Raw genomic sequence first — 16,772 nt, forward strand, 5'->3', positions numbered from 1 at the left:
GGTGGAATGCATTGCTGTCATATTCAAATACTTAGCCGAGTAAGCTCCACTTCATCACAATGCCAATAAAAAATACAACAGCAATGCTCAGAAGAATCCATCCAAGGCGGCGGTTATTAGCCACCTGGATTTCTTTAGAGGGCGTATTAAATTCCTGCTTCACGCAACTGCTCTGCATCTGGAGGAGTCTCAAAAGTATAGTGTGGGGCTGGAGATGGAACAGTCCACTCTAAACCTTTAGCGCCATCCCATGGCTTGGCTGGAGCTTTTTCGCCACTACCGCGATAAGCAGGCAATGCTACGCAGAACAAGAAGTAAACCTGAGCCAAACCAAAACCGAGTGCTCCAATAGAAGCAATCATGTTGAAGTCAGCAAATTGGGTTGGATAGTCAGCATAGCGACGTGGCATGCCTGCAAGACCCAAGAAGTGCATTGGGAAGAAGGTGATGTTAAAGAAAATCATGGAAGCCCAGAAGTGGATCTTGCCGCGAGTTTCACTAGCCATACGACCAGTCCACTTTGGACACCAGTAATAAAAGCCAGCAAACATAGCAAACAGCGAGCCAGCCACCAACACATAGTGGAAGTGAGCTACAACGTAGTAAGTATCTTGAACGCCAATATCAATTGGAGCCATAGCCAAGATCAAGCCAGTGAAGCCACTCATCGTAAATACGAAGATGAAACCAACAGCCCACAACATTGGGGTTTCAAAGGTCATAGAACCTTTCCACATTGTTGCAACCCAGTTGAAAATTTTCACGCCAGTTGGAACAGCAATCAACATCGTTGCATACATGAAGAATAACTGACCAGTTACTGGCATACCAGTTGCAAACATGTGGTGAGCCCAAACGATAAATGACAAGATCGCGATTGACGATGTTGCATAAACCATAGAGCTGTAACCAAACAAAGTCTTTCTGGAGAAAGATGGAACGATTTCACTGATGATTCCGAATGCTGGAAGAATCATAATGTAAACCTCTGGATGACCAAAGAACCAGAAAATATGCTGGAACATGATTGGGTCGCCACCGCCAACAGCAGAGAAGAATGATGTGCCAAAGTGACGATCAGTCAACACCATAGTGATTGCACCTGCCAATACAGGCATCACAGCAATCAACAAGTAAGCGGTGATCAACCAAGTCCAACAGAACATTGGCATCTTCATCAATGTCATGCCAGGAGCACGCATATTCAAGATGGTCACGATGATATTGATCGAACCCATAATTGAAGAGGCGCCCAACAAGTGGAGGGCAAAAATACCCATATCTAAACCAGGACCCATTTGCGAAGTCAATGGAGCATAGATAGTCCAACCGCCTGATGGAGCACCGCCAGGAGCCAAGAAAGAGCTTAAGAGCAAGGTAGCAGCAACTGGAAGAATCCAGAAGCTGAAGTTATTCATACGAGCAAAGGCCATACCAGATGCGCCAATTTGCAAAGGAACCATCCAGTTCGCAAAACCAACGAATGCCGGCATGATCGCACCGAACACCATTACCAAACCATGCATAGTGGTGAGCTGGTTAAAGAATTCTGGGCGGAAGAATTGCAAGCCAGCCAGGCTGGAACAATTCCAAACGAATTCCCAAGGCCATAATGCCACCAGCCAACAAGCTGACAAACGAGAAGATCAAATACATCGTACCGATGTCTTTGTGGTTAGTTGCGAACAACCAACGACGCCAACCATGTGGCGTGTGATCATCATGCGCGTGATCGTGTGCGTGATCTTGGGTAGTAGAGACTGTGCTCATGAATTACTCCGGTTTCGTTTATCTATTATTCGTTAATAGGTTACTGGCCGCCACGTGCAGTAATAATTTCTTGGGTCTGAATGACTTCACCCGTCTTATTACCCCATGAGTTACGGGTGTAGGTAATCACTGCGGCAATATCGCCATCGGAAAGTACACCAGCCCATTTCGGCATTGCGTTTTTACCGTTCAGCAAAATATTGAATTGACCTGCTTTAGGACCATTCACTACTTTGCTGCCATCCAATGCTGGAAAAGCGCCTGCGCCTTTGCCGTTTGGTTGATGGCAAGCAGCACAGTTTGCTGCATACACTTTTGCACCACGCTCTTTTTGCTCTTCCAAGGTGTAAACCTTAGAAGGGTCATCAGAAGATGCAGACATCTCTTTTTTCTTCTGAGCAACCCAGGCGCTGTAATCGTCTTGTGACACTACTTTCACCACGATTGGCATAAAAGCATGTTCTGCACCGCACAACTCTGAACACTGACCACGGAATGTGCCGATAGTGTCAGCTTTAAACCAAGTATCACGAACAAATCCTGGGATCGCATCTTGCTTCACACCAAATGCCGGGATAGTCCAAGTGTGAATCACGTCATTGGCGGTAGTGATCAAGCGAATCTTTTTGCCAACGGGAACAACTAGTTCGTTATCCACTTCCATCAAATAGGTGTTTGATTTTGGTGCCAAGTTATTAATTGCTTCACGCGATGTAGTCAGAGTGGACAAGAAGCTAATGCCTTCGCCTTCACCCTTGATGTAGTCATAACCCCACTTCCACTGATAGCCAGTGGTCTTAATAGTAATGTCAGAGTTAGTTGTGTCTTTCATTGCAACAACAGTCTTAGTTGCTGGCAATGCCATGCCGATCACGATCAGCAATGGAATTACAGTCCAAATAATTTCAACCAAAGTGCTCTCATGGAATGAGGCTGACTTATGGCCCAGTGACTTGCGGTGTTTCAAAATGGAGTAGAACATCACTCCAAAAACACCGATAAAAATCAATGAACAGATACCGAGCATCATCCAATGCAACCAATGGATTTCTTGCATGATTTTGGTCGCGGGAGCGGCAAAATTCAACTGATTAACAGAGCTGGACCGCCAGGCATATTTTCGCTTGCGTGTGCAAAAGCGGTGCCAAAAGCTGCTACTAAATAGAGCGAAGCCCTAGTGACTTTTCCAAATAAATTCATCTTATTCTCTGTTCATTGTCGCGAGCAAAGCAGCTAAAAAGCCACAAAATGCCCAAAATGCGGTCTCAAGCCAATACATCCAGCGGTGATTATAGGGTTAATTAGGCGCAACAACAAACAGGGATAACCCACGCACATCCAATCTTAGTCTAGCTTAAAATGATAGTAAACGCTTACACTTAAGCAGAATCTGGCCTAGTCTTGCGTCCAATTTGATTTATATCAATATAAGCAACTTGGTCCTTAGCTTTTGCAAGGTGTTTTCCAATAGCCCAAGCATGGCCATACACCACTTCTAAAGTTAGTTTTTGAGGTAAATCTGCCATTTCAGATGTTTCTGAGGGGGTTGAATGCGCCAGCTTCAAACCATTGATATCGGCCATCAAAAGTGCTGGCTTCTCATATTCAATGGTCAAATATTCCATATCCATCACAGGGTCAGAAAAACGCTCCCCCACAAGCGCATCCCCCATATCGTGCATGTCCCAAGGGCTTAATAGAGTTTTTAAGCGAAGATTTTCAATCTCTAATGGGCGCAATTCTTTTCCGGTGTCTGGCCCAAGATAGCTAAAAGAGATTAAGCCACCCTCTTTTAAAACCCGCCAACATTCCTGTAAAAAATGTTTCGGGTCAGCAAGATCTTGTAACAAGAGATCGCTCAATATCAAATCAACAGAATTGTCAGGGAGATTAAATTTGCCAGTTTTAAGGTAAGCGCCAATATGAAAAACCTTCCCAGGAAAAATCAGCGCCCTCCAATGCGACTTAATCCTGGCAATCAATAGATCAAGACCCGACATTCCCCCTTCAATAATGCTGTGTATACGAGCGTTTGGGAAACGTCTTGTTAAGAGAGATCTATGCTTTCCAGAAAAATCTGGAATGAGCAGAATATCTTTTGCATCGAGTTTGACGATATCGAGTTTTTGCAACATGCGAACTGCAATTTCATCGTGTAACCATCTAATTGGCTGGGTCATTAGCTCAGTATACTCAGCGCCCCATGCAAATTCTAGAGAATATTGTTCAGGTTATTTGTGCAAAAATTTTGCCTACTCCCTGTATCGTTTGCAATCAGATTCAGTCAAACCCCCTCTGCCATAGATGCTTGTCAGCCCTCCATGATGAAAGCCTGATCCACTACGAATGCTGCAAGCAGTGTGCGCTACCTTTGACAGCAAAAGAAGTGCTCGTAAAACGCTGCATACAATGCACAAATCACTCTCCATATTTTGATAAAACTGTTTGCCTTCATCGCTACGATGGAATGCTACAAGAAGCATTACACCAACTGAAGTATCAAAAACGAATTGCCTTTGCATATGGACTTGCTAGAGCCTGGAACCATGTGATGTCGGTTTACCCGAGAGAGCAAGACGCGTTCTGTCTTTTACCAGTGCCTCTGAGTATTAAAAATTACATACACGCGGCTTTAATCAAAGCTGGGAATTGGCTCGCCGAATTGAATGTGCCAGATCAATTCAAAAACTGCCTTTTGCCCTCAAGCGACATCATCATCCAGAGCACCAAGCAGGAAATTCTGTCCTAGCCCGACAGAATGCAATTAGGGAGATGTTTTATATTGATAATGTTTACCGAAAATTGCTCAGAAATAAAACTGTTATTGTGTTTGACGACGTCATGACAAGTGGAGCCACCTTAAATGAAATTGCACGCGTACTAAAAAACAATGGCGTCGAACGCGTAATCAATTGGGTATTACTTAGAACAACAAGAGTCAGTTCAGTACTGAAAGAATGATGCATGTTTAATATTGTTTTATTTGAACCAGAAATCCCACCCAATACCGGAAACATCATTCGCTTGTGTGCCAACACCGGCACCAGTCTCCATCTCATTGAACCCCTGGGATTTCCGATGGAAGACGCTAAGCTAAGAAGGGCTGGCCTTGACTATCACGAATTTGCCAGCGTCAAAGTCCATGCGAATTGGGTGCAATTTCTTCAAAATGAAAAACCCCATCCCAGACATCTGTTTGCCTTGACTGCCAAAGGTGGTACTAGCTTTCATGCTGGGAAATATGAACCAAATGACTACTTTGTATTTGGTTCAGAAACTAAAGGTATCACCGATGAAGTGCGAAACTCAATTCCGCGTGAAAATCAAATGCGACTAGCAATGCAAAATAACAGTCGCAGCCTCAATCTTTCTAACACCGTTGCGATAGTAACTTATGAAGCCTGGCGCCAAAATGGATTGATCGGGGGCAAGTAAAGTCGATCTTGAATCTTGAAGATTCAAGATTCAATTTTAGGATCGCGGCCCATCAATTTTTTGAGCGCTTCTTTTGGCGTAAGCTTGCCAGAAAGCACTTCGCCCATCATGGTTGTGATCGGCATATCGACACCCAAACGCTTAGCCAAATCACTAACGGCAGCAGCACATAAAACGCCTTCGGCAACATGTCCAAGGCTTGCCAGGATCTCCGGCAAGGATTTACCTGCGGCTAATTCAAGGCCTACACGGCGGTTGCGTGACAGGTCGCCAGTAGCCGTCAAAATGAGATCACCTACTCCAGTTAAGCCCATGCAGGTTTCCGATTTGCCGCCTGCTGCTTTGACTAAGCGCATCATTTCAGCTAAGCCGCGCGTTAATACGGCCGCACGTGCATTCAAACCCAAACTTAAGCCATCGCCAATACCAGCTGCAATGGCAAGAACATTTTTGACTGCGCCACCCAACTCAACACCAATAAGATCATCGTTTGAGTAAATACGCATATTCCCATGATGAAATGCCGCCTGAACAATTTCACACAAAGTTGTTGAAGAACTTGCTATCGTTAAGGCGCACGGCATGCCTGCACCGACTTCGTGCGCAAAACTAGGGCCCGATAAAGCGCCATAAGTATGTTTTAAGCCACGTCCATGCAAGCGATGCTCACGTTCAACCACCTGATGAGGCAAAAGCGCGGTAGCTGGCTCCAAACCTTTGCATAGCCAAATAATATTAAGGGAATGCTCTGCAGCTTGAAGAACTCGGGCTATCGTTTCAGATAACCCAGACATGGGTGTTGCTATCACTAAAAGATCATCCGAAGATAGCCTTTTAACTGCGGCTGAAAAATCTGTTGCAAGATGTAAATTTTTTGGAAGAGTAATACCCGGCAGGTACTCCGCATTCTCACCAGTTTGAGTAATTGCTTGAATCTGCCCTAGGCTGCGAGACCATAAACAAACATCTTCCTCACGCAACTGACGTGCTGCTTGGGAGGCCATCGCAGTCCCCCAAGCGCCCGCACCCAATAATGTCACTTTCATATTCCGTGACCTCAGCGCTAGCGTTTAATTAGGAAGAATAATTTTGCTCTCATCTACATTACTGCCAGCTTTGGTTGCAGCAGCTTGTTGCGCCTGCATCATTCTGTGCTTGTACATTCCATGGAAGTTAATTTCATTTAAATGAATTGGCTGGAAGCCAGCACGCCCGATGATGTCGGCCATATTAGAGCGCAAATAGGGGTACAAAATAGTCGGGCAAGAAATACCTAACATCATATCTACTTGCTCTGGGGGAATGTTCGAAAATTCAAAGATACCAGCTTGGCCGGCCTCTACCAGAAAAAGTACCTTGCCCTCAACACGGGCCGTCATGGTTGAAATCAAGGCAACCTCAAAAATTCCCTCACTCAAGGGCTTGACGGCAGTATCAACTTCCACTTGCACTTGTGGCTCAGCAATAACTAGAAAAATTTCTGGGGCATTGGGTTGCTCCAAAGATAAATCTTTGAGATAAATACGCTGAATCCGAAATCCAGGTTCGTTGGGTTCATTCGCCATCTCTTGTGGTATGGAAGACTGTTCTGTCATTACAAACTCTCTTTATAGGAATCGCTATCAAACCAGCAATGGATCAAGCTTTCCAGCGCGATCCAAGGCAACTAAATCATCATACCCACCAACATGGTCTCACCAATATATATTTGCGGGACCGTGCGTCTACCAGTGCGAGTCATCATTGCTTCACGCTGAGCAGGATCGCGATCAATTAATATCTTTTCCAAATTGCTAACGCCCTTCTTGAGCAAGAGCTTTTCAGCCATCACACAGTATGGGCAGACTTGAGTACTGTACATCGTTACTTGAGGCATATTAATTACCCTATTTAACTAGTGGCAGAGCAGCGGCCTTCCAGGCCTGTACGCCGCCATCCAAAACACCAACCTCTGCAAACCCAAGCTTTTGAATCTCGCCCAGCGCCTTACGCGACTGCGCGCCGGTTTCGCATACCAAGACCAATGGGCGCTTGCGATCTAATTTAAGCGACTCGATCGTTGCAGTCAGACTGACCGCAGACGCCAACTTTGCGCCTGGCAAATGGCCTGCTTTGAACGCTTCTTCAGAGCGCAGATCTAATATGTGGGACTTGCGGCGGTTAATCCAAATCGTCGCCTCGGTCGGGGATAAGCCCTTTCCGCTAATAAGCGTAGATAATGTGGGTAGGAAAAGCGCTAGACCTGAAACTACTAGTAGGGCGATAAGCGCTAAATTATCAATTTGCGTGAGAAAGTTCATCACCGGATTATAGAATGGCTCTATGAAACAACTTGTCCTTATTCGTCACGGCGAATCCGCCTGGAACCTTGAAAACCGCTTCACTGGCTGGGCTGACGTCGACTTAACACCCAAAGGGACCAAACAAGCCCTGGCAGCAGGCGAAAATCTGCGAAAAGCAGGATACGAATTTGATGTCGCCTATACCTCTGTCCTGAGGCGCGCTATTCGCACTCTTTGGCATGTTCAAGACACCATGGATCTGATGTGGATCCCTGTAGTGCATAGCTGGCGCTTAAATGAGCGTCACTATGGCGCATTAACTGGCTTGAACAAAGCAGAAACTGCCGCTAAGTATGGTGATGAGCAAGTTCACATCTGGCGTCGCTCTTATGATGTTCGTCCGCCACTTTTAGAAATGGGCGATGAAAGAAATCCAAAAAACGACAGCCGCTATGCCAAATTAAATCCTGCTGATATTCCTCTTGGTGAATGCTTGAAGGATAATGTCGAACGCGTTCTACCGCTATGGAACGAATCTATCGCTCCAGCACTTAAGGCGAATAAACGTGTTTTGCTAGTAGCTCATGGAAACAGCATTCGCTCCCTCATTAAGTTCCTTGATCAAATGTCTGATGAAGCCATCATGGAAGTAAACGTACCCAATGGCGTCCCTTTGGTGTATGAGCTAGATGACAACCTCAAGCCAATTCAACATTTTTACTTGGATTAAGACAAAACAACATGCGTCAATTTCTTAAGAATTTTGCTCTCATCACAATTGGCTTAGTTGCAGGCGTTGCTGCCACGATTCAGTTTTCAGCCACAGCACAGCAAGGCTCACAACTTCCACTTGATGAGCTACGCACACTATCAAATGTTTTTGCGCAAATTAAACGCGAGTATGTAGAGCCTGTTGAAGACAAGCAACTTTTAACTGATGCTGTTAAGGGAATGGTGAGCGGTCTTGATCCTCACTCTACCTTCTTGGATAAAAGAGATTTTTCTGAAATGCAAGAGCAAACATCGGGGAAATTTGCCGGCCTTGGAATAGAAATTACCCCCGAGGATGGTGTTGTTAAGATTCTCAACCCCATTGAAGATAGTCCTGCTGCTCGAGCCGGTTTACAAGCTGAGGATTTAATTACACGCTTAGATGACAAGCCCGTACGTGGCATGTCGCTCGATAAAGCAGTACGTACAATGCGCGGTACTCCAGACACCAAAATTACATTAACCATCTTCCGCAAAAGCGAAGAACGCAGCTTTCCTGTAACGATTACTCGCGCAGAAATCAAAGTGCAATCTGTTAAAGCAAAAATTCTCGATAACGATATCGCTTGGGTTCGCATTACGAGCTTTCAAGAGCGCACTGTTCCAGATCTGGCCAAGAAGCTTACCGAACTCGCCAATCAAGATCCTAAGCTCAAAGGGGTTATTCTGGATTTAAGAAATAATGGAGGTGGCTTGTTGCAAGGTGCGGTTGGTGTTGCAGCAGCATTTCTTCCAACAGATGCGGTCATCGTGTCAACCAAAGGTCAGGCACCCGATTCAAAACAAGTGTTTAATGCTTCTCCGGCAATGTATCGCCTGAGCGAACCTGGAGACCCATTAGCTGGCGTTCCCGAGATCTACAAAAAACTCCCGATGGTTGTGCTGGTGAATGCCTATTCAGCCTCAGCCTCAGAAATTGTGGCCGGCACTCTACAAGATTACAAACGAGCAACCATCATTGGAAAAACCACTTTTGGCAAGGGATCTGTTCAGACAGTACGCCCCCTAACCAATGACTCAGCACTGAAAATTACTACTGCCTACTACTACACGCCAAGTGGAAAATCAATCCAGGCATTTGGCATCAAGCCCGACATTCCCGTGGATCAAAATAAAGATGGTGACCCCGATGATGTCTTGGTCACACGCGAAGTTGACAGTGAAAAACATTTGCGCAACAAGCAGTCTGCAGAAGATAAATTAATTAAGGATCGCGAACAACGTCGTCTAGAAGAGTTACAGCGTATTAAAGAAAAGAACGCTAAAAAAACTCCCGAGGAAAAAGAGAAGGATAAAAACAAGAAGCCTGTGGAACTTGGTAGCGCTGATGACTTTATGCTTTCTCAGGCAGTAGCCTTTATTAATGGTCAACCAGTAAAACGTTCATCATCCAAGCTTGAGTAATTTGCTGATATTGATATGTTGCCCAAATGAATGATGAGCAGTTACTTCGCTACTCACGACACCTCCTTCTTGAGGACATTGATGTTGAAGGCCAAGAGACACTTCTTAATTCACATGTCTTAGTCATTGGGGCTGGTGGCTTAGGTTCATCAGCCGCCCCATACCTTGCAGCTTCAGGCGTTGGCTATATTACCCTTGTAGATCATGATGATGTAGAGCTAACCAATCTTCAGCGTCAGATCATGCATACTCAAGCTCAAATTGGATCAAGCAAAGTTTCTTCAGGAAAACAGTTTTTGCAACGACTCAACCCCAGCATCAAAATTGAAACGATTAAAGCCAAGGCAACAGCTGTACTTTTAGATGAAATGCTGCCAGGAATAGATATCGTTCTTGACTGCACGGATAATTTCTCAACACGACATTTGATTAATGCTAGCTGCGTAAAACACCAAGTGCCTTTAGTTTCTGGAACAGCACTACGCTTTGATGGGCAAGTCTCGGTGTTTGATCCTCGCAACACAGAGTCGCCTTGCTATGCCTGTATTTTTTCTCCAAATGAAGAATTTGAGGAGGTTAGCTGTTCAACAATGGGCGTCTTTTCACCACTAGTTGGAATAATAGGGTCAATTCAAGCGGCACAGGCGTTGCAAGTTTTAATTGGGTTTGGAGATCCTTTAGTGGGCCGGATGTTACTCTGGAATGCACGAAAAACTCAAGTCGAGCAAATTCATATTAGCCGCAATCCAGATTGCCTAGTGTGTGGCAAAGCCAATCAAGCTTAAGAAAACAAGCGCTCTAGCGCTTTAGCTTGAGCCTGCGGCTCATATGCCTTGAGTACTCTTGGGAACCGTGCTTTTAGCAATCCAACGTTTGCTTGGAGAATCTCTCGCTTAACCAGCAGTAACTGACTGAAGTGCATCGAGAAATCCGTTAAGCCCATTGCGAGCAATAACTTGGTCAAAGCAGGGTCTCCAGCCATCTCACCACACACCGCAACTGGTACATTGGCACGCTTTGCTTGGTCAATAATGCTTGCAATTAAATACAGAACTGCAGGATGTAAAGGGTCATACAGATGAGCAACTGCATGATCTGCCCGATCAATAGCCAAGGTGTACTGAATTAAATCATTTGTACCGATCGATAAGAAATCGAATCGATTAATAAGTAAAGGTAGCACCAAAGCAGCCGCAGGAATTTCAATCATCGCACCCACTTGAATATTAGGATTGAAAGATAGCCCACGCTGCAGTAACTGCTGTTTGGCTTTCTCAATCAAACGAAATGTTTCATCTATTTCCTTGGCATGCGCCAACATAGGAATCATGATGCGGGCTTGACCATGCGCTGAAGCACGCAAAATAGCGCGCAACTGAGTCAGGAAAATTTCTGGCTCTGTCAGGGACCAACGAATAGCGCGCAAACCCAAAGGCGAAGTACCGGTTTGAGATACATCTGTGCCTCCTGCGCCCAATGCCTTATCGGCACCAACATCAATGGTGCGGATGTTCACAGGTAAGCCATGCATCAAATCGACGACACGACGATATTCTTGGTATTGTTGCTCTTCATCAGGCAATGCCTGCTGTCGATCCATGAATAAAAATTCAGATCGAAATAAGCCAACACCAACAGCGCCAAGCTTCACTGCTTGAATTGCGTCTTCAGGTAATTCAATATTGGCAAACAGTTCAATATCAACACGATCGAGTGTTTCTGTTTTTGCATGTTTTATCTGTTGAAGCTTGCGTGCCTCTTTTAAAGCTTGGGTCTGTAACTTCCGATACTCGGCTAGTAAATTTTCTTCGGGAGCAACCACCACCACACCTTGCTCGCCATCCAAAATTAACCAGTCGCCATGGCGAATCATTTCACTGGCATGACGAACGCCAACAACCGCTGGAATCTCCATGCTACGAGCCACAATAGCGGTATGCGATGTTTTACCACCTAGGTCTGTTACAAAACCAGTAAATGAATGCTCCTTAAAACGCAACATGTCATGCGGCGCAATATCGTGAGCAACAATGATCGAGTCGATTCCTACATCACCGGGTGATAACAAATCAGAGTCATTAAACGCATCTTTCTTTTGCGCATTTAGAGCTTTAATAACGCGCTCAGCTACCTGGCGAATATCGTTTGCACGCTCCTTAAGATAAGGATCCTCTATCTCAGCAAACTGCTCCAGCAGATCGTTTAACTCTGTAGTTAGAGCCCATGCTGCATTCATGCGCTGGGAGCGGATGAGTTTGATTGGCTTCTCAGCTAAAGCTGGGTCAGCCAAAATCATTCCGTGCACATCCAAGAATGCCGCCATCTCTTGGGGAGCATCTTTTGGCAAGCCTTGACGCAACTGGTCTAACTCTAAACGAACCTGATCAAAAGCATCTAATAATCTTTGAGCCTCAGCCTCTTCTTTGCCAGGCTCAATTAAATAGTGACTAACCTCTAGGGCTGCACGAGAAATCAGTACCGCCTTGCCAATGGCAATGCCTTTGGATACTGGAATTCCGTGAAGCGCAAAAGTCATGCTATTCGCCTTCTCCAAAACGATCATTAATTAATGCTGTAATGGCTTGCATAGCCTCGTCAGCCCTCTCGCCAACCGTCTCTAAGGTAACAGTGCTACCGATACCCGCAGCAAGCATCATCACACCCATAATGCTCTTGGCGTTGATTTGACGCCCATTGCGTGACAACAATATTTCACAAGGAAACTGGGCGGCAAGTTGAGATAACTTAGCCGATGCTCTGGCATGAAGACCTAACTTATTAATAATTTCAATTTCAGCGATTGGCATTGCGAACCTTGCTCCTATTTTTAAGCTTGATCTACTTTTGCACCTAAGCGCAGAATTCCATTTTGCCCGCCTGCGAGCGCTTTCTTTGCCAACTCTTCTAAGCCCTCACCCCGGTGAGAGATACAGCGCATCAACATGGGTAAATTGAGTCCAGCTAGAACAATGACGGGGGCATTTAATCCCGAAAGGGGGCCCAAGCTTTCCAGCTTGCTTGCCACATTGGCCGGTGTTGCGCCCATAACATCAGTGAGAATGAGCACACCATTACCAGTATTAACACCATAGGCAGCTTTCAAAACGCGATCGAAGCTAGCTTTGATATCTTCATGTGGTGGTATATCAACCGCTCTGACGCGCTCTGGCAAAGAACCAAAGGTGTGTTCAACAAATCCCAACATTACACTTGCAACTGGGGTGTGAGCAACAATTACTATTCCAGCCATATTATGACAATGCCTTTTCAAGCGCCTTCAACCAAAATTGCGGAACATCAAATCCACTTTGATCGGTAATTTCAACAAAACACGTTGGGCTAGTGACATTAATTTCAGTCAAGTGGCCTCCAATTAAATCGAGCCCAACTAGGAATAAACCGCGCTGATACAAAATTGGCGCAAACAACCTAGCAATCTTATTTTCTGCATCAGTTAATGGCATGGCAACCCCCTTGCCGCCAGCGGCTAAGTTGCCGCGAATTTCGTTACCCTGCGGGATGCGAGCCAAGGCAAACGGGACTACTTCACCTCCAATTAATAAGACACGCTTATCGCCCTGAGTGATTTCTGGCAAGAAACGCTGAACCATAAGCGTTCTAGCTCCATTCTCACCCAAAGTTTCAACAATGCTGGCAAGGTTAAGTCCGTCTGCACCAACCCGAAATACACCCATGCCGCCCATGCCATCGAGGGGCTTAATCACGATATCGCGATGGATCTGGTGAAATGACTCCACCGCACTGAGCTCACGTGTCACCAAGGTTGGTGGAATGAGCTCTGGAAATTCAGTGATAGACAACTTTTCAGAGTGATCTCGAACTGCAGCAGGATCATTTAATACTTTGGCGCCCTGCTTTACCGCAGCAGACAGCAGCCAAGTAGTATTGAGATACTCAATATCGAATGGGGGGTCTGTTCTCATCAATATCGCCGAGAAAGATTTAAGTGACCGCAACTCTAGCCCGCCTAATTCAAACCAAGATGATGAACTTGGCTTAATGGCTAAGATTTGGCAGTCAGCAACAACTAAATCATCTTTCCACAAGACATTGCGGCTCTGACAAAACCATAGATGATGACCGGCTTCTTGAGCAACGCGCATCATCGCTAAAGTGGAATCTTTTTTTATCTTGAATGATTCAAGTGGGTCAGCAATAAATAAAAGATCCATATTCTTTTAGCAGATTAAATACGTCTGAACTTATGCCACTTCCATATCTGGGTCAGTTCGCTCAAGCTCTAGCGAAGAAGCTAACAGAGCCAAACGCGCAACCACACCATACAAATAAAAACGATTAGGGGCTGCACTTCCTGGCTTCGCCCCAAAATCTGGCATTGAGTTTTGCTCAAACGCCAAAGGTACAAAATGCATACCAGGGGCATTTAGGTTTTCATCTGGCCCACGGTCTGTATGAACGCGATAGAAACCCCCAATGACGTAACGATCAATCATGTAGACCACTGGCTCTGCAACTGCTTCATTGACTTTTTCAAAGGTATAAACACCCTCTTGAATCAGCACATCGCTAACCTCAAGACCTTCTTTAACAACACTCATTTTGTTGCGGTCTTTGCGGTTCAATCCCTTTAGCTGCAAGGGATCGTTCACTACCATGACACCCATGCCATAAGTACCAGCATCTGCTTTCACAACCACATATGGCTTTTCTTTGATGCCGTATTCACGATATTTTTTGGCAGTCTTTTTAAGAACTTGCTCTACAGCAGTTTGCAATTCATCCTCGCCTTTGCGCTCATGGAAATTAATACTTGAGCAGCTAGCAAAATAAGGATTAATCATCCAAGAATCAATATCGACAACCTTAGCAAACTTCTTGGCAACCTCTTCATAGGCAGCGAAGTGGTTTGATTTACGACGCACATGCCAGCCAGCATGCAGGCCGGGCAGCAAATATTGCTCATGTATGTTTTCTAAGATCGGCGGAATGCCAGCTGAAAGATCATTATTGAGCAAGATGGAGCAGGGATCAAAATCCTTAAGACCCAAACGCTGCTTTTTTAAACCCAAGCGAGATAGAGGCTCCATCAGCAAACGATTGCCATCGGGCAGCTCAATCCACGTGGGCTTTTTAATTTCTTCAGAAAAGGTTCCTAAGCGAACATTGAGTCCAGCTTGACGAAGTATCGAAGAAAGTCTTACAATGTTTTGCAAATAAAAAGGCGTGTGTGACGCTCAGGGATCAGCAATAAATTTTTTGCCTCTGGGCAAATTTTTTCGATTGCAGCCATTGCGGCCTGAACAGCCAACGGCAACATTTGGGGAGAAAGATTATTAAACCCGCCTGGAAATAGATTGGTGTCGACAGGTGCGAGCTTAAATCCAGAGTTACGCAAATCTACTGAGCAATAAAACGGCGGAGTATGCTCCTGCCATTCAAGCCTAAACCAGCGCTCAATAGTTGGGGTAGCTTCAAGAACCTTGGACTCTAATTCGAGCAAAGGTCCGCTAAGGGCAGTAATGAGATGTGGAACCATTCCACCATTGTAAGATTTTTAAAAGAAAGACGCGGGATCCTAGGATCCCGCGCTTAAAAACTGGGCAGTTTTGTAAAACTGCCCAGTGAGGGGTAAATCTACTAATTAAGACTCGTATGCAGACTCACCATGTGAGCTGATATCCAAGCCTTCGCGCTCTTCTTCTTCCTTCACACGCAAACCGATCACGATATCGATCAATTTGAAGGCAATGAAAGAAACTACGCCGGACCAAATTATGGTAGTAATCACGCCTTGAGCTTGAATCCATAATTGGCTAGCAATTGAGTAATCAGGGGCAACGGCATTAGCTACGTAATCCCAGATACCTGTGCCACCCAAAGCTGGATCAGCAAATACGCCAGTCAACAATGCACCAGAGATACCGCCAACGCCGTGAACACCGAAAACGTCCAAGCTGTCATCTGAACCCAAAATCTTCTTAAGACCAGTAACACCCCAGAGGCAAATGACACCAGCGAACAAGCCGATTGCGATAGAGCCCATTGGGCCAGCAAATCCAGCAGCAGGAGTAATGGCAACCAAACCAGCTACGCAACCAGAAGCGGCGCCTAACATTGAAGGCTTGCCTTTGCGAACCCACTCAGCTACAGACCAGCCCAATACAGCAGCGGCAGTTGCTAAATAAGTATTTACGAAAGCCAATGCAGCGCTACCGTTTGCTTCTAGGGCTGAACCAGCATTGAAACCAAACCAGCCAAACCACAAGAGTGCAGCACCAGTCATCACATAAACGAGGTTATGCGGCTTCATTGCTTCTTTGCCATAACCAATACGCTTGCCGATCACGAATGAACCAACCAAGCCAGCGATCGCCGCATTGATATGAACAACAGTACCACCAGCAAAGTCGAGAACACCTTTTTGCCACAACCAACCAGCACGAGCAGTAATTGCCTCAAGCGATGCAGCATCCTTGATGTCATCTGGACCAGGCCAGAACCAAACCATGTGAGCGATTGGCAAGTAACTAAATGTGAACCAGATCACCATGAATACCAAGATTGCAGAGAACTTAGCGCGCTCAGCAAAAGAGCCGATGATCAAGCAGCAAGTAATCGTCGCAAACACTGCTTGGAAAGCCATAAATACGTACTCAGGAATTACAACACCCTTACTAAAGGTTGCTGCTACTGAGTCAGGATTCATGCCGCCCAAGAACAGACGATCAAGTCCGCCAACAAATGCACCGCCTTCCGTGAATGCAAAGCTATAGCCATAAATAGACCAAAGCACCGTAATCAAAGAGAAGACCATGAAACATTGCATGCAAATGGACAGGATATTTTTGCTACGTGTCAAACCGCCGTAGAACAAAGCCAATCCAGGAAGAGTCATCAACAACACTAAAGCTGTTGAAACCATCATCCATGCTGTATCTGCTTTATTGCACTTTTCAGAGCAAAGAACAGGTGCAGGTTCCGCAGCAGCTGGTGTTGCAGCTGGAGCAGTAACTGCTGGTTTTTTTACTTCATCAACATGCGCTGGTGAAGTAACCATCACACCAGTAGCGCCGATAGCCAAGGCCATTGCACCACCAGCTACGAGTCGTTTCATCCAAGCTAACATTT

16 protein-coding genes and 4 pseudogenes are annotated in these 16,772 nt (G+C 45.5%); 6 read left to right on the forward strand and 14 right to left on the reverse strand.

Annotated elements, in window-relative coordinates:
• Nucleotides 1–31: 31 nt before the first annotated feature.
• From DXE33_RS10235 to DXE33_RS07180, 4 genes and pseudogenes are all read right to left on the reverse strand, one after another.
• Nucleotides 32–163 carry a cytochrome oxidase small assembly protein gene (locus DXE33_RS10235; RefSeq protein WP_231970430.1) on the reverse strand — a complete coding sequence of 44 codons (132 nt, stop codon included), beginning with the start codon at nucleotides 161–163 and terminating at the stop codon, nucleotides 32–34.
• Nucleotides 147–1,770: pseudogene (gene ctaD, locus DXE33_RS07170) on the reverse strand (cytochrome c oxidase subunit I). Before ctaD ends, DXE33_RS10235 begins: the two are co-directional and overlap by 17 nt.
• Nucleotides 1,771–1,810: 40 nt before the next feature.
• Nucleotides 1,811–2,970 (reverse strand): annotated as a pseudogene (coxB, locus tag DXE33_RS07175) (cytochrome c oxidase subunit II).
• A 179-nt stretch (nucleotides 2,971–3,149) separates the two neighbouring features.
• Nucleotides 3,150–3,950 carry a methyltransferase domain-containing protein gene (locus DXE33_RS07180; protein WP_114639284.1) on the reverse strand — a complete coding sequence of 267 codons (801 nt, stop codon included), beginning with the start codon at nucleotides 3,948–3,950 and terminating at the stop codon, nucleotides 3,150–3,152.
• A gap of 191 nt (nucleotides 3,951–4,141) precedes the next feature.
• Here DXE33_RS07180 and DXE33_RS09850 point away from each other — a divergent pair, with 191 nt between their 5' ends.
• From DXE33_RS09850 to trmL, 3 genes are read left to right on the forward strand one after another with little or no spacing between them, the layout of a single operon-like run.
• Nucleotides 4,142–4,519: a hypothetical protein gene (locus DXE33_RS09850; RefSeq protein WP_197712056.1), complete on the forward strand. Its 378-nt coding sequence runs from the start codon at nucleotides 4,142–4,144 to the stop codon at nucleotides 4,517–4,519.
• 23 nt (nucleotides 4,520–4,542) lie between these two features.
• Nucleotides 4,543–4,731, forward strand: a complete 189-nt coding sequence (locus tag DXE33_RS10715) for a ComF family protein (protein WP_408634203.1) — start codon at nucleotides 4,543–4,545, stop codon at nucleotides 4,729–4,731.
• Between the two features lie 3 nt (nucleotides 4,732–4,734).
• A complete protein-coding gene (gene trmL, locus DXE33_RS07190) occupies nucleotides 4,735–5,205 on the forward strand; it encodes a tRNA (uridine(34)/cytosine(34)/5-carboxymethylaminomethyluridine(34)-2'-O)-methyltransferase TrmL (RefSeq protein WP_114639285.1) in 471 nt (156 codons plus the stop codon).
• Nucleotides 5,206–5,228: 23 nt separating this feature from the next.
• Here the strand turns inward: trmL and DXE33_RS07195 are convergent, their stop codons facing one another.
• The 4 genes and pseudogenes from DXE33_RS07195 to DXE33_RS07210 form a co-directional block, all read right to left on the reverse strand.
• A complete protein-coding gene (locus tag DXE33_RS07195) occupies nucleotides 5,229–6,251 on the reverse strand; it encodes an NAD(P)H-dependent glycerol-3-phosphate dehydrogenase (RefSeq protein WP_114639286.1) in 1,023 nt (340 codons plus the stop codon).
• A 24-nt stretch (nucleotides 6,252–6,275) separates the two neighbouring features.
• Nucleotides 6,276–6,770, reverse strand: a complete 495-nt coding sequence (gene secB, locus DXE33_RS07200) for a protein-export chaperone SecB (protein WP_114639761.1) — start codon at nucleotides 6,768–6,770, stop codon at nucleotides 6,276–6,278.
• A 57-nt stretch (nucleotides 6,771–6,827) separates the two neighbouring features.
• Nucleotides 6,828–7,081, reverse strand: a pseudogene (grxC, locus tag DXE33_RS07205) (glutaredoxin 3).
• Nucleotides 7,082–7,091: 10 nt separating this feature from the next.
• Complete coding sequence (locus DXE33_RS07210) at nucleotides 7,092–7,505, reverse strand: rhodanese-like domain-containing protein (protein WP_114639287.1); 414 nt, start codon at nucleotides 7,503–7,505, stop codon at nucleotides 7,092–7,094.
• 22 nt (nucleotides 7,506–7,527) lie between these two features.
• On the opposite strand from DXE33_RS07210, the gene gpmA reads away from it, so the two are divergent.
• The 3 genes from gpmA to DXE33_RS07225 are packed head-to-tail and all read left to right on the forward strand — an operon-like array spanning nucleotide 7,528 to nucleotide 10,447.
• Nucleotides 7,528–8,217 carry a 2,3-diphosphoglycerate-dependent phosphoglycerate mutase gene (gpmA, locus tag DXE33_RS07215; protein ID WP_114639288.1) on the forward strand — a complete coding sequence of 230 codons (690 nt, stop codon included), beginning with the start codon at nucleotides 7,528–7,530 and terminating at the stop codon, nucleotides 8,215–8,217.
• An 11-nt stretch (nucleotides 8,218–8,228) separates the two neighbouring features.
• Nucleotides 8,229–9,662, forward strand: coding sequence for a S41 family peptidase (locus DXE33_RS07220; protein ID WP_114639289.1), 1,434 nt, complete (start codon nucleotides 8,229–8,231; stop codon nucleotides 9,660–9,662).
• Between the two features lie 26 nt (nucleotides 9,663–9,688).
• Nucleotides 9,689–10,447, forward strand: coding sequence for a HesA/MoeB/ThiF family protein (locus DXE33_RS07225; RefSeq protein ID WP_114639290.1), 759 nt, complete (start codon nucleotides 9,689–9,691; stop codon nucleotides 10,445–10,447).
• Here the strand turns inward: DXE33_RS07225 and ptsP are convergent.
• From ptsP to DXE33_RS07255, 6 genes and pseudogenes are all read right to left on the reverse strand, one after another.
• Nucleotides 10,444–12,198, reverse strand: coding sequence for a phosphoenolpyruvate--protein phosphotransferase (gene ptsP, locus DXE33_RS07230; protein ID WP_114639291.1), 1,755 nt, complete (start codon nucleotides 12,196–12,198; stop codon nucleotides 10,444–10,446). The two genes, DXE33_RS07225 and ptsP, sit on opposite strands and share 4 nt — an antisense overlap.
• A 1-nt stretch (nucleotide 12,199) precedes the next feature.
• Nucleotides 12,200–12,469 carry an HPr family phosphocarrier protein gene (locus DXE33_RS07235; RefSeq protein WP_114639292.1) on the reverse strand — a complete coding sequence of 90 codons (270 nt, stop codon included), beginning with the start codon at nucleotides 12,467–12,469 and terminating at the stop codon, nucleotides 12,200–12,202.
• A gap of 20 nt (nucleotides 12,470–12,489) precedes the next feature.
• Nucleotides 12,490–12,912, reverse strand: a complete 423-nt coding sequence (locus DXE33_RS07240) for a PTS sugar transporter subunit IIA (protein WP_114639293.1) — start codon at nucleotides 12,910–12,912, stop codon at nucleotides 12,490–12,492.
• Between the two features lies 1 nt (nucleotide 12,913).
• On the reverse strand, nucleotides 12,914–13,855 hold the full coding sequence (gene gshB / locus DXE33_RS07245; protein ID WP_114639294.1) for a glutathione synthase: 942 nt from the start codon (nucleotides 13,853–13,855) through the stop codon (nucleotides 12,914–12,916).
• 30 nt (nucleotides 13,856–13,885) lie between these two features.
• Nucleotides 13,886–15,180 (reverse strand): annotated as a pseudogene (gene gshA / locus DXE33_RS07250) (glutamate--cysteine ligase).
• Nucleotides 15,181–15,285: 105 nt separating this feature from the next.
• On the reverse strand, nucleotides 15,286–16,770 hold the full coding sequence (locus DXE33_RS07255; RefSeq protein ID WP_114639295.1) for an ammonium transporter: 1,485 nt from the start codon (nucleotides 16,768–16,770) through the stop codon (nucleotides 15,286–15,288).
• Between the last annotated feature and the right edge of the window lie 2 nt (nucleotides 16,771–16,772).

Origin of the sequence: Polynucleobacter necessarius (genome assembly GCF_900096765.1) — a bacterium.
In the GTDB taxonomy this organism is placed as follows: Bacteria; Pseudomonadota; Gammaproteobacteria; order Burkholderiales; family Burkholderiaceae; genus Polynucleobacter; species Polynucleobacter necessarius_F.

What these genes read in the sequence shown, in the direction of transcription:
- DXE33_RS07180 (WP_114639284.1), bottom strand. Translation starts at nt 3,950, where the DNA reads ATGACCCAGCCAATTAGATGGTTACACGATGAAATTGCAGTTCGCATG.
- DXE33_RS10715 (WP_408634203.1), top strand. Translation starts at nt 4,543, where the DNA reads ATGTTTTATATTGATAATGTTTACCGAAAATTGCTCAGAAATAAAACT.
- trmL (WP_114639285.1), top strand. Translation starts at nt 4,735, where the DNA reads ATGTTTAATATTGTTTTATTTGAACCAGAAATCCCACCCAATACCGGA.
- DXE33_RS07195 (WP_114639286.1), bottom strand. Translation starts at nt 6,251, where the DNA reads ATGAAAGTGACATTATTGGGTGCGGGCGCTTGGGGGACTGCGATGGCC.
- secB (WP_114639761.1), bottom strand. Translation starts at nt 6,770, where the DNA reads ATGGCGAATGAACCCAACGAACCTGGATTTCGGATTCAGCGTATTTAT.
- DXE33_RS07210 (WP_114639287.1), bottom strand. Translation starts at nt 7,505, where the DNA reads ATGAACTTTCTCACGCAAATTGATAATTTAGCGCTTATCGCCCTACTA.
- gpmA (WP_114639288.1), top strand. Translation starts at nt 7,528, where the DNA reads ATGAAACAACTTGTCCTTATTCGTCACGGCGAATCCGCCTGGAACCTT.
- DXE33_RS07220 (WP_114639289.1), top strand. Translation starts at nt 8,229, where the DNA reads ATGCGTCAATTTCTTAAGAATTTTGCTCTCATCACAATTGGCTTAGTT.
- DXE33_RS07225 (WP_114639290.1), top strand. Translation starts at nt 9,689, where the DNA reads ATGAATGATGAGCAGTTACTTCGCTACTCACGACACCTCCTTCTTGAG.
- ptsP (WP_114639291.1), bottom strand. Translation starts at nt 12,198, where the DNA reads ATGACTTTTGCGCTTCACGGAATTCCAGTATCCAAAGGCATTGCCATT.
- DXE33_RS07235 (WP_114639292.1), bottom strand. Translation starts at nt 12,469, where the DNA reads ATGCCAATCGCTGAAATTGAAATTATTAATAAGTTAGGTCTTCATGCC.
- DXE33_RS07240 (WP_114639293.1), bottom strand. Translation starts at nt 12,912, where the DNA reads ATGGCTGGAATAGTAATTGTTGCTCACACCCCAGTTGCAAGTGTAATG.
- gshB (WP_114639294.1), bottom strand. Translation starts at nt 13,855, where the DNA reads ATGGATCTTTTATTTATTGCTGACCCACTTGAATCATTCAAGATAAAA.
- DXE33_RS07255 (WP_114639295.1), bottom strand. Translation starts at nt 16,770, where the DNA reads ATGTTAGCTTGGATGAAACGACTCGTAGCTGGTGGTGCAATGGCCTTG.